The organism is Exiguobacterium sp. EF_C8 (assembly GCF_054956715.1).
The window spans coordinates 2,008,507-2,022,597 of record NZ_CM143264.1 but is presented as its reverse complement, the minus strand read 5'-3'; the positions used below and the strand labels follow the sequence as shown (position 1 = coordinate 2,022,597).

Here is a 14,091-nt window from a genome sequence, read left to right as displayed (position 1 = left end):
GGAGAGAAGATGACTCAAGAAATGATTATTCAGTTGGCAAGCTCTGCTGTCTGGACATTACTAAAAGTATCAGCTCCCTTATTACTGGTCTCGCTCGTCGTCGGTCTGCTCGTCAGTATTTTGCAGGCGACGACACAGATTCAGGAACAGACGCTATCGTTCGTTCCAAAGATCGTTGCCGTATTTTTAGCACTCGTTTTTTTCGGACCATGGATCATGCAGGAATTACAGACCTTTACGATTGACTTATTTAAGCAAATCGCTGAGGTTTCCCGCAAATGACGTTACTATCTTTCCTGAGTGTTTTTTTGCTCGTCTTTGGACGAATCGTCGGTTTTCTTGTCGCGGCTCCATTGTTTTCCTCAAAGCAATTACCAGCGCAACATAAATTAGCGCTTGCGGCCGGTCTTGCTTACTTTGCGAGTTACGCTGTAAAGACAGACGTTCGAGTAGAAGACTTCGATTTTTTCTTTCGGATGGGAACGGAAGTTTTAGTGGGTCTAGCGCTTGGCTTACTTGCTAGTTTTTTATTGTATGCGCCACAAATTGCCGGTTCGATCATCGATTTGCAGATGGGTCTCGCGATGGCTTCCGCTTATGACCCGATGTTTGGTGGACAGTCACCGATCGTCGGAAGATTTTATTACATGTTGACGTTACTTGTTCTACTCGCTTCTGATATGCATTTAATCCTGCTTGACGGAATCTACACGAGTTTTCAAATCTTTCCGCCGGGCAGTCTGCTTGCGGTATCGGGCGACGCTGGGATGAGTCTTGTCATTCGGGTCGTTGGGCTTGCCATGTTAACTGCGTTACAAATGGCGATGCCACTTGTCGTTTCCCTATTTTTAGTGGATCTCGCACTCGGATTCCTCGCGAAGACGGCACCTCAGTTCAACATTTTCGCGATTGGTTTTTCCGTCAAACTGCTGATGGGATATGTGATTCTATTTTTATTAGCAGGTGCAACGATCACAGGAATCGGTCGATTCGTTCCGTTGTTGCAGGATGTACTTGCAGATGCCATTCGATTACTAGGAGGTTGAGGACATGCATTCATATCGATTACGCCTTGATCTTCAGTATTTCGCTGGTGAAAAGACGGAAAAGGCGACACCTCGAAAGCGGGATGACTCCCGTAAGAAGGGACAAGTCGCAAAATCAGCAGATTTAACAAGCAGTTTCATGTTGTTCGCCATGTTTCTCGTCCTCTATTTTTTTGGTCCGTTTCTAGGACGGCATTTCGTTCTCGTCCTGCAAGATGGTCTTAGTGCTAGTCAAGTCCTGCAAGCGGTTGAAGAAGGACGAGTTGAACAGATTCTCATCGAGATGCTGATGCAAATGGGGATTTTAGTCGCACCTTTCTTTTTAACAGCGGTCGTGATTGCTATTCTCGGAAACTTCGTCCAAATCGGTGTGCTCTTAAGCGGTGAGGCGATTCAGCCGAAACTGGACCGGATCAATCCGCTTCAAGGCGTCAAACGGATCGTGAGCGTCAAAGCACTTGTCGAGTTTTTGAAATCGGTCTTTAAATTGCTGGTGATCGGTGTAACAAGTGGAACAGTCTTATGGAACAACAAGGTCGAGATCTCGAGATTGACCTCGGAACCGATTGGCGATGCGTTAGCTATCATTGGTCATTTAACATTTTTACTCGGTTTATCGGTCAGTATCGCCTTGATTGCATTAGCCATTCTTGATTTTGCCTATCAGAAATTTGATTTCGAGAAGTCGATCCGAATGAGTAAGCAGGATTTAAAGGATGAGCATAAAAACACAGAGGGTGACCCTCAAATCAAAGGAAAGATTAAACAACAACAACGGGAGATGGCGATGCGGCGGATGATGCAAGAAATACCAAATGCCGACGTCGTTATCACGAACCCGACCCATTATGCGGTAGCGATCCAATACGATGACGGTAAACATATGGCACCGATCGTCGTTGCGAAAGGCGTAGATGCTGTCGCGTTCCGGATTCGGGAGAAGGCGACAGCAGCTGAGGTCCCGATTGTTGAAAACCGTCCGCTCGCGCGGGCGTTGTTCGCTCAATCAGAAATTGGTATGGCAGTGGATGAAACGTTCTATCAGGCGCTCGCTGAAACACTCGCCTTTGTCTATCAACTGAAACAAGCAAAATGAAAGGATGAAGCATCATGAGTATATCAACAAGAGATTTAACGGTCCTGCTAGGCGTCATCATGATCGTCTTCATGCTCGTCATTCCACTGCCCGCTATCATGCTCGATTTTTTAATCATCATCAATATTCTCATTGCCTTGATGGTATTGCTCGTTGCGATGAATGCCAAAGAGGCACTAGAGTTTTCTGTCTTTCCAACATTGTTATTGATCGTTACCTTGTTTCGTCTTGCGCTTAACGTCTCGACGACACGGGCAATCCTGTCAAACGGAAACGGTGGCGAAGTCATCGAGGCTTTCGGTAACTTTGTGGTCGGCGGTAAGCCGCTCGTCGGCTTCGTCGTCTTCTTGATTCTCGTCTTAATCCAGTTCCTCGTCATCACGAAGGGTTCGGAACGGGTCTCGGAAGTGTCGGCACGTTTTACGCTTGATGCGATGCCAGGGAAACAGATGGCAATCGATGCTGACTTGAATTCCGGTATGATCGATGAATTACAAGCTCGGACCCGCCGCCAAAAAATCCAGTCTGAAGCAGACTTTTACGGTGCGATGGATGGTGCCTCGAAGTTCGTTAAAGGAGATGCGATCGCCGGGATCATCATCGTCATCATCAATTTAATCTTCGGAATGATCATCGGTGTCGTTCAGCAAGGTTTACCGATGGCAGATTCAGTCGAACTGTACACGTTACTGACGGTCGGAGACGGTCTTGTCAGTCAAATCCCAGCCCTTTTAATTTCGGTGGCGACCGGGATCATCGTCACGCGCTCGACTTCAGACGGAAACCTCGGTGAGGATGTCATCGGTCAATTGGCACGGACACCTTTACTTGTCGGAATCGCAGCTGGGGCAATCTTCTTTCTCGGATTGTTCACGGCGATTCCCGACTACGTCACGATGCCGATTGCAGCCCTGTTCGGCTTCTTCGCTTGGCGGATGAAGCAGACGACGAAGACGATGCAAGAAGAAGTTGCGGTCGAAGAAGCACCGAGTGAAAACTTACGATCAAGCGAATCAGTCATTTCCTTACTCAATGTCGATACGATTGAATTCGAATTCGGTTACGGATTGATTCCACTCGCTGATGAAGCCCAAGGCGGCGATTTACTCGATCGTGTCGTCATGATTCGTCGGCAGCTAGCGCTTGAACTTGGATTCGTTCTACCGACCGTTCGGATTCGCGATCATCTGCAGTTATCCCCGAACCAGTATCGAATCAAGATTCGCGGAAGTGAGATGGCAAGTGGTGAGCTTTTACTGGATCATTACTTAGCGATGAGCCCAGGTGTCGATGATCCAGAAATTCGAGGTATCGAAACGGTCGAACCAGCCTTTGGTATGCCAGCACTCTGGATTGATGAACAGACACGTAGTCGAGCAGAGATGTCAGGGTATACGGTCGTTGATCCACCATCTGTCGTCGCGACACATTTGACGGAGCTCTTGAAGAAACATGCCGCTGAATTACTCGGACGAGAAGAGACGAAACAATTAGTCGACCATTTGAAGGAATCGCATCCGATTCTAGTCGAAGAAGTCACACCACAGCTGTTATCGATCGGTGAACTTCAAAAAGTATTCGTTCAATTACTAAAAGAAAAAGTCTCGATTCGAAATCTACCATTGATTTTCGAAACGCTCGCAGATTATGCAGCTGTGACGAAAGACAGCGAATTGCTCGCGGAATATGTTCGTCAATCCTTATCGCGTCAAATTACGGAACAGATCATGCAAGGAGATGTCTTGCACGTCGTGACGATCTCAAGTGAGATGGAACTGGATATCCAGTCGGCCATCCAAAAGACTGAGTTCGGTAATTATTTAGCGCTTGATCCCGAAAAGGCGACACGTTTCATCGAGACGTTGCAAGAGCGAGCAATGGAATTCGAACGATACGGGGCGCATCCGATCATCCTGACTTCTCCAAGTATCCGGATGTTCGTTCGTCAATTGACAGAACGCTATTTTCCAGATATTCCGATTTTGTCCTATAACGAATTAATGCCGACGATCGAAGTCAAGAGTATTGGGGTGATTTAAGAGATGATAGTCAAAAAAGTCACGGCGGATTCTGTTAGCGAAGCCATGGAACGGATTAAACGCGAACTCGGGAACGATGCCATTATATTAAATACTCGCCACATCAAAGTGGGCGGATTCTTTGGTTTATTTGCGAAGAAAAAAGTGGAATTGGTTGCATCGGTGGATGAACATGTCTCAAGCGAACCTGTCGTCTCGAAGCAAGCAACGAGTCGACAGGACGTTGTGGAAACCATCCAACCAGTACCAGTGCGTCCGACGATTGTTACGGTCGGCGAGCGACCATTGCCAAAAGAATTGCGACATTATGCGCCGTTACTGGCTGAACCAGCGTTACAGCAGGTATCTGAACGATTACACGAACGGTTATTGACTGCGTATTATCAAACACAACAAACGGAGTTAACGGATCTCTTGACGGAAGAAGTGAAAGCGTCATTACGCGTGACACCGTCGACTGCACGGTATGTCATGTTGACAGGACCGACTGGTGTCGGAAAGACAACGACCATCGCTAAGCTTGCTGCTCACCATGCTCTCATTAAAAATCAACGAGTTGGACTCATCACGACCGATACATACCGGATCTCAGCGATTGAACAATTAAAAACATATGCAGACATATTAGGCATTCCGATTCATGTCGCATATGACTTGGATGATTTCGAACGAGCCAAGCAGGCGTTAGCATCGTGTGACATCGTACTTGTCGATACAGCGGGGCGAAATTTCTTAGACGAAGCGTATGTGGAGCAGTTACGAAGTCGGCATGATTTTGCGGATACGGATGTATTTTTGGTTCTTAGTTTGACCTCGAAATACCGAGATTTATTACAAATCCACGACCGTTTCGGCAAGATTCCTTTATCCGGAATCGTCTTTTCGAAAGCAGATGAAACAAGTGAACTCTGGTCGATATTCGGACTCGCGACCGAGACGAAGTTGCCGATCTATTGTGTGACGACGGGGCAAGAAGTGCCGGAAGACATCACGTTCGCTACGGCGGATGAGTTATCCCGAATGATTGTCGAGAGAGGGATGAGATGATGCGAGAAGATCAAGCACGTGTCTTACGATCTAAAGTGACCGTCAAGGAAACGAAGACGATTGCCATCGTGAGTGGAAAAGGTGGCGTCGGAAAAACGAATGTCGCGGTGAATCTTGGCGTGGCATTATCGTTGCAAGAAAAACGAGTGCTTTTGATTGATCTTGATATTGGAATGGCGAACATCGGGATTCTATTCGGTAAATCGTCGAAGTCATCTTTAATGGAATGCGTCAAACGACGAGAATCACTCCAGCACGCAATCGTGGAACAGTCTCCGTCTCTTCATTTCATTCATGGCGGAAGTGGTTTTGCAGAATTGACGAATCTGACGAAGGAAGACGTGATGTTCCTTCTACGGGAGTTCCAATTTTTCTATGAATATGACTATGTGTTACTCGATTTAGGAGCCGGTGCGAATCATCAGACATTTGATTTCATCAGTAGTGCAGACGAAGCATGGTTGATTGTCACGCCAGAGCCGACTTCGATCATGGACGGATATGCGTTTGTCAAACTGGCACACCATCATGCGACGGATCTTCCGATTTCCGTCGTTGTCAATCGGGCGACGAATGGTGGGGAAGCGCTTGAAACGTTTGATCGTTTAGCACTTGTCAGCCAACAGTTCTTGCAAAAACCTCTTCGCTTTACCGGTTTTTTACCAGAAGATCCGACAGTCGTTAAAGCAGTCAAGGCACAGATGCCATTTTATTTAATGGATCGAACGAGCGACGTCAGTTGGCGGCTCGATCACATCACGACATCGTTAACAGGTGTACAAGTCAAGGAACGGAAGTTTTTAGATCGATTGTTACATCGTCTGAAAAAAAGAAAAGATCATGTCCGTTAAGATTAAAGGAGGGTATCAGTCATGGACTTAAATGAATATGTAGGGTTGTTCCTCGATGAGTCGATGGAGCATTTACAAGCAATCAATACAAGCTTATTAGTTTTTGAGGAGCGGCGAGACGACGAGGCGGTCATCGATCAAATTTTCCGTTCTGCCCATACGTTAAAAGGAATGGCAGGAACGATGGGATACGACGCAATCGCTGATTTAACGCACGAGATGGAGAGTGCCCTTGATTTAGTCAGATCGAAAAAACAACCTGCTACTGCTGAACTGATCGATGTTCTCTTCGTAGCCGCCGAGCAACTAGAGACGATGGTAGAAGACATCAGTCGAGGTGGGAAAGGAAAGCTTGACGTCACTGAAACAGTGAGACGTTTACAGCAGTTCATTCGTCCCGAGCAAGAAGAAATCGTTCCAGTTACACCTATAGTTGCTTCACAAACCTTTGAGTGCGACGTTTACTCGGAGGCAGTCGTCAAACAATCGATTGCATCCGGTTATCAAGCGTATATCGTCCACGTCGAACTCTCGGCGGACGTCATCTTAAAAGCGGCACGCGTTTATATGGTGTTTGATCGTTTACAACAACTCGGAGATGTCATCTTATCGAACCCGACATCTGATGAACTGGAGCAGGAGCATTTTGAGACGACGTTCTCAGTATTGTTCGTGACGCAACAAGATCAGGTGACGATTCAAGAAGCGATTGCTTCTGTATCCGAAGTTGCGACAGTAACGATCGACACATTCGAGACAACACCTGAAGCGGAGGTGGCGACGTCCACACTGCCGCAGGAAGTTCCTGTGCCGACATCTGTCTCTGCATCAGTAGCTTCACCGGAATCATCCGACCAAACAGACATATCTGCGCCTGTCGCTTCGAAAACGATTCGTGTTAACCTCGAGCGAATCGATCGTTTGATGAACCTGTTCGAAGAGTTCATCATCGATCGCGGACGTTTGGAGCGTATTGCAGCAGAAGTCAGCTCACCTGAATTGACAGATACGGTCGAACGGATCAAACGAGGTACGAATGAATTGCAATCGCTCGTCCTAACGTTACGGATGATGCCGATCGAACAAGTGTTCAACCGATTCCCACGAATGGTGCGTTCCGTTTCGAAAGATGTCGGAAAACATATCAAATTACACATTACGGGTGCCGAGACGGAACTTGACCGTACAGTTATCGATGAGATCGGTGATCCACTCGTCCACTTGATCCGAAATGCCATTGATCATGGGATTGAGAACAAGGCAGAACGTATTTTAGCAAATAAGCCGGTCGAAGGAAATCTTTCGCTACGTGCTTATCACTCAGGAAACCGGGTCTTCATCGAGATTGAAGATGATGGAGCCGGTATCAATCACGAACGTGTCACACGGATCGCGATTGAAAAAGGATTGATCACGGAAGAAGAAGCAATGCAATTAACGATGGAAGAGGCTTCGATGCTGTTATTTGCACCTGGTTTCTCAACGGCAGAAGAAGTCACCGACTTGTCTGGTCGTGGTGTTGGTCTCGATGTCGTCAAATCGAAGATCGAGTCACTGGGCGGAGAAGTGTTCGTCGAGACACGTCGAGGAGAAGGAACGATTTTCCGAATCAGTTTACCACTGACGCTATCGATCATCTCAGCCATGCTCGTAGAACTCGGACAAGAGACGTATGCGATTCCATTGACTGCCATCATCGAAACAACCTCTTTACGTAAATCAGCCATTCTACAAGCACACCGGGAAAAAGTATTTGATTTCCGTGGGCAGTTGGTTCCGCTTATTTCGTTAAATGAGGTTTATGGGTTGCCGCAACATGAGGCAGAAGCCTATTCGGTCGTCGTCGTCCGGAGTGGTGAAAAATTAGCTGGTTTGATTGTATCTGAATTGATTGGTCAACAAGAGATCGTCATGAAACCACTTGGCAGTTATCTTGAAGGAATCCGTGCCATTTCTGGTGCGACGATTCTTGGAGACGGGCAAGTCGCGTTGATCATTGACAGCAATGCACTATTACGGAAGTGAGGGGAACGAAGATGGAACAAAAATGGGTTGTTTTTCAATTAGAAGATAATGCATACGGTATTGATGTACAGTCTGTTCGTTCAATCGAACGGCTCATCCCGATCACGCGGATTCCGAACGCTGCATCTTATGTCAAAGGAGTCATCAATTTACGCGGTGTCGTTACGCCCGTGATTGATTTGCGTGCTCGTCTTGGATTCGAGTTAGCGAAAGAGACAGAAGAGACACGCATCATCATCGCCACTTTAGAGCATGGAGATGCTGGATTCATCGTCGACCGGGCAAACGAAGTCGTCGAATCAACGGATGTTCGCATTGAACCGCTCAGTGAACAAAAGCAGGAGGATGCCTCATATTTGACTGCAGTCGCCAAAGGCGATCAGCAATTGTTCTCGTTGATTGAACCGAATCGCTTATTTGAGGACATCGTTCATGCTTAACCCAAACGAACGTGACATCTTAAGAGAAGTCGGCAACATTGGAGCCGGTCACGCGGCAACGGCACTTTCTACTTTACTCGGACAGCCGATTGAGATCGAAGTCCCTTCCGCTGAGCTGGAGGATTTCACGACGATCGTCGAGCGAAGTGGAGGAGCTGAGACGTATACTGCTGGTGCATTATTACGTTTTTCTGGAGACATTCAAGCCACGTTACTCTTTTTGATGCCACTACGCGATGCAGAAAAACTTGTGAGTCAATTGATGCAGACGGAATTCCACTTTTTTTCCGAGTCCCACGAAATGGGGGTTTCCGCATGGGAAGAAATTGGGAATATTTTAATAGGAGCGTATGCTCGGGCTATCTCCGATTGGCTTAACTTATCGTTACATGTCAGTGTTCCTGCATCGGCGTTTGATATGGTAGGTGCGTTACTTGAAGTAGCCTTACTTGAATCAACGACTCCTGGAAATATGGCTGTCTATATTGACACGCACTTGTCTAGTGCAGGAAACGATTTGACCGGACATTTACTTTTGTTGCCTGAAGCTAACGCCTTTCAGACGGTCTTTGAACGATTGGGTGTGGACATGAATGGATGAAATCGTACGGATTGGCATTGCGGAGTACGCCATCAGTAAGCACCCCGTCATTTTACGAACGGCAGGTCTTGGATCGTGTGTAGGCGTTGTCATCTACGACCTGGAACAAGGGTTATCGAGTATGGCGCATGTCATGTTACCTGATTCAGCTATCAGTCGGAATCGGGAGCTTGAAGTCGGGAAGTTTGCCGATACGGCAATTCTAGAAGTAGCCCGCCAACTTCGAGCAAGTGGTGCCATCCGATTACGTGCGAAGATTGCTGGTGGGGCTCAGATGTTTCAATTTAAATATGAACATGAATCAATGCGGATCGGTGAGCGAAACATCGCTGCGGTCAAAGCAATGCTTCAACAAGTCAAAATTCCACTCGTTGCTGAAGATGTTGGCGGCACGAATGGACGAACGATCGAGTTCCACTCACAATCAGGGCGTCTCGTCATCCGGACGGTGAATGTCGGGACGCTGGAAATCTAGAGGAGGAATGGTCATGCGTGAGGAATTACAACAACTTTGGGATCGATGGCTGACCACACGCGATATTGCGGTGGCAGACCTGTTACTTCACAATTATGAACCACTTGTTCAATACCACGTTCAGCGTTTAAGTGCGACATTGCCTAAAAGTGTCGATCGAGACGAGTTGAAAAGTTTAGGGATGATGGGATTGTACGATGCGCTTCAAAAATTCGATCAAAATCATAATAATAAATTCGACACGTATGCCGCCTTTCGGATTCGAGGAGCTATTTTAGATGGGCTTCGTAAAATCGATTGGTTACCACGTTCCTTACGCGAAAAAGCAAAGCGGGTCGAGGCAGCTGTCGAGATCCTAGAACAATCCTTGCAACGGACGCCGACGATAGAAGAAGTCTCTTCTATCGTCAATATGACACCAGACGAGGTCAAGGGTGCGTTAGCAGAAAGTTATTTCGCGAATGTATTATCGATCGATGAAGCAGTCACGTCACAAGATGAGGGAAAAGCGATGACCGTCTCCTATCTTGATCCGGATACCGCTACACCAGAAGATATGTTGTTAATGCGTGAGTTGATTGCTAAACTGGCAGAGGAAGTCGAAGGGTTATCAGAAAAAGAACAACTTGTCGTTTCTTTGTTCTACTATGAGGAATTGACGCTTACTGAAATTGGTGAAGTTCTCGGACTCTCGACTTCCCGTATTTCGCAAATCCATTCCAAAGCGCTTCGTAAGTTGAAAAATGCGCTCGGAAGTGCCTATTTAGCAGATCGTGTCGCCATGTGAAAGGGAGAATTATGACTGTCGTTTATATCTTATTAGCTGCACTCGTCTGTTATGCCCTGCTAGTTTTATTTCGTCAGCAGGCGGCGCTCAAAGACCGGATCACACATTTAGAACGCGAAAAAAACGAGACGGAACAAGTGTTATTACATTTCATGGAGCACGTCAACGCCATGACGGATACATCTATATATGAGACAACCGAACCCGTTGATCAAGTACCGGATGCGTCTTTACAAATAGTGCAGGTTGCTACAAATGAGAAGCCAGAAACCGTCGAAGTCGAACGGTCCGTTTCAAAGGAACCATCGTTAACGGATATCAAGCAGGCGCTACGAGAAGGAGCAGATCTTGAGACGCTTGCACGATCTTTGAATCGGGGGACCGGCGAGGTGGCTTTGATTGCTAAACTTTCTCATCAAACGAAGGTTGCCCCTCGGTAATCTTTATGCTATATTAGTCTACGGTGTTAATTACGCACGCATGTATCGCCAGCTGCGGTGCCTTTAATAGGTTAGCTGGACAGACGATCATCGCGGAGGACATCCAAAACCCAAAAGGAGGAATTCATCATGGCAGTAATCTCGATGAAACAATTGTTAGAAGCTGGTGTACACTTCGGTCACCAAACACGCCGTTGGAACCCAAAAATGGCAAAATACATCTTCACAGAACGGAACGGAATCTACATCATCGACCTTCAAAAAACGGTCAAAAAAGTAGACGAAGCATATAACTTCATCCGTGAAGTAGCGTCTGAAGGCGGAAACGTTCTTTTCGTTGGTACGAAAAAACAAGCTCAAGACACTGTGAAAGAAGAAGCGATCCGTGCAGGTCAATACTTCATCAACGAACGTTGGTTAGGTGGAACTCTCACGAACTTCTCTACAATCAAAAAACGTATCAACCGTTTGAAACAACTCGAAAAAATGGAAGAGAACGGTACATTCGAAGTTCTTCCTAAAAAAGAAGTCATCATTCTTAAAAAAGAAATGACTCGTCTTGAGAAATTCCTCGGCGGTATCAAAGATATGCCAGGCGTTCCGGATGCACTCTTCATCGTTGACCCACGCAAAGAGCGTATCGCGATTGCAGAAGCACACAAACTCAACATCCCAATCGTTGCGATTGTTGATACTAACTGTGATCCAGACGAAATCGACTACGTCATCCCAGCGAACGACGATGCGATCCGTGCAGTCAAATTGCTCACTGGTAAAATGGCTGACGCAATCCTCGAAGTTAAACAAGGCGAAGATAACGTAGCACCTGAAACTACTGAAGAAGTAGTAGCAGACGCTGAGTAATTCGTGATGCCAGGTGATAAAGGGAATCGACCTTTTATCACCTTTTTTTTGAAAATAAGGATGTTATAAGGAGGAATATCGAATGGCTATTACAGCAGCAATGGTTAAAGAACTTCGTGAAAAAACAGGTGCAGGTATGCTCGACTGCAAAAAAGCACTCGTTGAAACTGACGGTGATATGAATGCAGCAGTAGATTTCTTGCGTGAAAAAGGAATCGCTAAAGCAGCAGCAAAAGGCGATCGTATCGCAGCTGAAGGATTGACTGCAGTTGCAGTTGATGGCAACAAAGCGGCACTCGTCGAAATCAACTCAGAAACAGACTTCGTTGCAAAAAACGAACGTTTCCAAACGCTCGTTCAAAACATCGCAGACGCTGTTCTCCGTAACGGTTCAGAAACAGCTGAAGCGGCTCTTGCTTCTGAATATGAAGCAGGTAAAACAATCGACACATACATCTCAGAAGAAGCTTCAACAATCGGAGAGAAAATCTCACTCCGTCGTGTAGCGCTCTTCACAAAAGCAGATGATGCAGTCTTCGGTTCTTACCTCCACATGGGTGGACGCATCGGTTCAGTTGTCGTCATCGAAGGTACGACAGACGAAACAGTTGCAAAAGACGTTGCAATGCACATCGCAGCAGCACGTCCACTTTACGTTGACCGTACTTCTGTCACAGAAGAAGAAAAAGCACGTGAAGAAAAAGTCCTCACTGAGCAAGCATTGAACGAAGGAAAACCAGCTAACATCGTTGAAAAAATGATCGTTGGTCGTATGAACAAGTTCTTCGAGGAAATCTGCCTTGTCGATCAAACGTTCGTCAAAGATCCAGACTTCAAAGTTGGTAAATATGTAGAGTCTAAAGGCGGTAAAGTCGTGTCATTCGTACGCTTCGAAGTTGGAGAAGGTATGGAAAAACGCGAAGAGAACTTCGCTGAAGAAGTTATGAACCAACTTAAAAAATAAGAATCGGGATCATCCTGATGACAAGAGAAGGAACACGTATGCTTCAATCCACTTTCGTGTGGAAGTGGTTCGTGTTCCTTTTTTACGGAATTTAGCAAGGGGGACATAGTCATGCAACCGAAATATAACCGGATTGTGTTAAAATTGAGCGGAGAAGCGCTCGCAGGAGATCAAGGGTTTGGAATCAATCCTGTCATCGTCAAATCTATCTCGGAACAGATTCGCGAATTAGTTGAACTGAACGTTGAAGTAGCGGTCGTCGTCGGAGCTGGAAACATTTGGCGTGGCAAAACAGGTGCAGAACTTGGGATGGACCGGGCCAACGCCGATTATATGGGGATGTTAGCGACAGTCATGAACTCGCTTGCGCTTCAAGACAGCTTGGAAGATGTAGGTGTCGAGACACGCGTCCAAACATCTATCGAGATGCGCCAAGTAGCAGAACCGTACATCCGCCGCCGTGCGATGCGTCACCTTGAAAAAGGACGCGTCGTCATCTTTGCAGCAGGTACAGGGAACCCGTACTTCTCGACAGATACGACAGCTGCTCTTCGTGCAGCTGAAATCGAAGCAGAGGTCATCTTAATGGCGAAAAACAACGTCGATGGTGTGTACTCAGCTGACCCGAATGTTGATCCAGAAGCGAAGAAATTCGAGACGCTCTCTTACTTGGACGTCTTAAAAGATGGACTTCAAGTTATGGATTCTACAGCAACTTCACTTTGTATGGACAATGACATCCCGCTCATCGTCTTCTCGTTGATGGAAGAAGGTAACATCAAACGTGTCGTCATCGGTGACGAAATCGGGACAATCGTAAGGGGGAAATAATATGTCAAAAGAAATCTTAAAACAAGCCGAAGAACGGATGGAGAAAGCACATCTTTCACTTAAGAAAGAACTTGCGACGCTCCGCGCAGGTCGTGCAAACGTTGCGATTTTGGATCCCGTTCAAGTCGAATACTACGGTTCACCGACACCGCTTAATCAAGTAGCGAACGTCAACACACCAGAAGCACGTCTGATCTTGATCACTCCTTGGGATAAATCAATGGTCAGCGAAATCGAAAAAGCGATTCAACGTGCTGATCTTGGTCTTGCGCCGTCGTCTGATGGTACGGTCATCCGTCTTGCGATTCCACCATTAACGGAAGAGCGTCGGAAGGAACTCGTCAAACTCGTCAAGAAGTATACGGAAGAAGGTAAAGTTGCCCTCCGTAATATTCGTCGTGATACGAACGAGCAGTTAAAGAAACAAGAAAAAGATGGTGCATTGACAGAAGATGATCTGCGTGGATACACAGAAGATGTTCAGACGTTGACAGACAAGTTCGTTAAACAACTTGATCAGACGGCAACGGAAAAAGAACAAGAAATCATGGAAGTATGACGCGACGGATCGTCATGGGGGGGACT

The 14,091-nt window shown here is 46.5% G+C and carries 16 protein-coding genes; all 16 read left to right on the top strand.

The window, feature by feature from the left end; translation table 11 throughout:
* The first annotated feature begins 9 nt into the window (after positions 1-9).
* Complete coding sequence (gene fliQ / locus ACY2IG_RS10885) at positions 10-282, top strand: flagellar biosynthesis protein FliQ (protein ID WP_023468705.1); 273 nt, start codon at positions 10-12, stop codon at positions 280-282.
* Positions 279-1,046 (top strand): flagellar biosynthetic protein FliR, encoded by a 768-nt coding sequence (gene fliR, locus ACY2IG_RS10880; protein WP_035407018.1) that lies wholly within the window; start codon positions 279-281, stop codon positions 1,044-1,046. The genes fliQ and fliR overlap by 4 nt, the downstream gene beginning before the upstream one ends.
* 4 nt (positions 1,047-1,050) lie before the next feature.
* A complete protein-coding gene (gene flhB / locus ACY2IG_RS10875; RefSeq protein ID WP_462617920.1) occupies positions 1,051-2,142 on the top strand; it encodes a flagellar biosynthesis protein FlhB in 1,092 nt (363 codons plus the stop codon).
* A gap of 14 nt (positions 2,143-2,156) precedes the next feature.
* Positions 2,157-4,181 carry a flagellar biosynthesis protein FlhA gene (gene flhA, locus ACY2IG_RS10870; protein ID WP_462617919.1) on the top strand — a complete coding sequence of 675 codons (2,025 nt, stop codon included), beginning with the start codon at positions 2,157-2,159 and terminating at the stop codon, positions 4,179-4,181.
* 3 nt (positions 4,182-4,184) lie between these two features.
* Positions 4,185-5,228 carry a GTP-binding protein gene (locus ACY2IG_RS10865; RefSeq protein ID WP_368915531.1) on the top strand — a complete coding sequence of 348 codons (1,044 nt, stop codon included), beginning with the start codon at positions 4,185-4,187 and terminating at the stop codon, positions 5,226-5,228.
* Positions 5,225-6,079 (top strand): MinD/ParA family protein, encoded by an 855-nt coding sequence (locus ACY2IG_RS10860; protein ID WP_052018993.1) that lies wholly within the window; start codon positions 5,225-5,227, stop codon positions 6,077-6,079. The genes ACY2IG_RS10865 and ACY2IG_RS10860 overlap by 4 nt, the downstream gene beginning before the upstream one ends.
* A gap of 21 nt (positions 6,080-6,100) precedes the next feature.
* Positions 6,101-8,104: a chemotaxis protein CheW gene (locus ACY2IG_RS10855; protein WP_426272141.1), complete on the top strand. Its 2,004-nt coding sequence runs from the start codon at positions 6,101-6,103 to the stop codon at positions 8,102-8,104.
* An 11-nt stretch (positions 8,105-8,115) separates the two neighbouring features.
* On the top strand, positions 8,116-8,544 hold the full coding sequence (locus tag ACY2IG_RS10850) for a chemotaxis protein CheW (protein ID WP_035407036.1): 429 nt from the start codon (positions 8,116-8,118) through the stop codon (positions 8,542-8,544).
* Positions 8,537-9,145 carry a chemotaxis protein CheC gene (locus ACY2IG_RS10845; RefSeq protein ID WP_035407039.1) on the top strand — a complete coding sequence of 203 codons (609 nt, stop codon included), beginning with the start codon at positions 8,537-8,539 and terminating at the stop codon, positions 9,143-9,145. The genes ACY2IG_RS10850 and ACY2IG_RS10845 overlap by 8 nt, the downstream gene beginning before the upstream one ends.
* Positions 9,138-9,620, top strand: coding sequence for a chemotaxis protein CheD (locus tag ACY2IG_RS10840; protein ID WP_035407042.1), 483 nt, complete (start codon positions 9,138-9,140; stop codon positions 9,618-9,620). The genes ACY2IG_RS10845 and ACY2IG_RS10840 overlap by 8 nt, the downstream gene beginning before the upstream one ends.
* Positions 9,621-9,633: 13 nt before the next feature.
* Positions 9,634-10,407, top strand: coding sequence for a FliA/WhiG family RNA polymerase sigma factor (locus ACY2IG_RS10835; RefSeq protein ID WP_462617918.1), 774 nt, complete (start codon positions 9,634-9,636; stop codon positions 10,405-10,407).
* Between the two features lie 11 nt (positions 10,408-10,418).
* Positions 10,419-10,847: a hypothetical protein gene (locus ACY2IG_RS10830; protein ID WP_035407047.1), complete on the top strand. Its 429-nt coding sequence runs from the start codon at positions 10,419-10,421 to the stop codon at positions 10,845-10,847.
* A 129-nt stretch (positions 10,848-10,976) separates the two neighbouring features.
* Positions 10,977-11,711: a 30S ribosomal protein S2 gene (gene rpsB, locus ACY2IG_RS10825; protein ID WP_012370721.1), complete on the top strand. Its 735-nt coding sequence runs from the start codon at positions 10,977-10,979 to the stop codon at positions 11,709-11,711.
* 82 nt (positions 11,712-11,793) lie between these two features.
* A complete protein-coding gene (gene tsf / locus ACY2IG_RS10820) occupies positions 11,794-12,675 on the top strand; it encodes a translation elongation factor Ts (protein WP_023468693.1) in 882 nt (293 codons plus the stop codon).
* A 111-nt stretch (positions 12,676-12,786) separates the two neighbouring features.
* Entirely contained in the window at positions 12,787-13,506 is a 720-nt protein-coding gene (gene pyrH / locus ACY2IG_RS10815; protein ID WP_029342047.1) for a UMP kinase, read from the top strand.
* Between the two features lies 1 nt (position 13,507).
* Positions 13,508-14,065, top strand: coding sequence for a ribosome recycling factor (gene frr, locus ACY2IG_RS10810; protein ID WP_023468691.1), 558 nt, complete (start codon positions 13,508-13,510; stop codon positions 14,063-14,065).
* Positions 14,066-14,091: the final 26 nt, after the last annotated feature.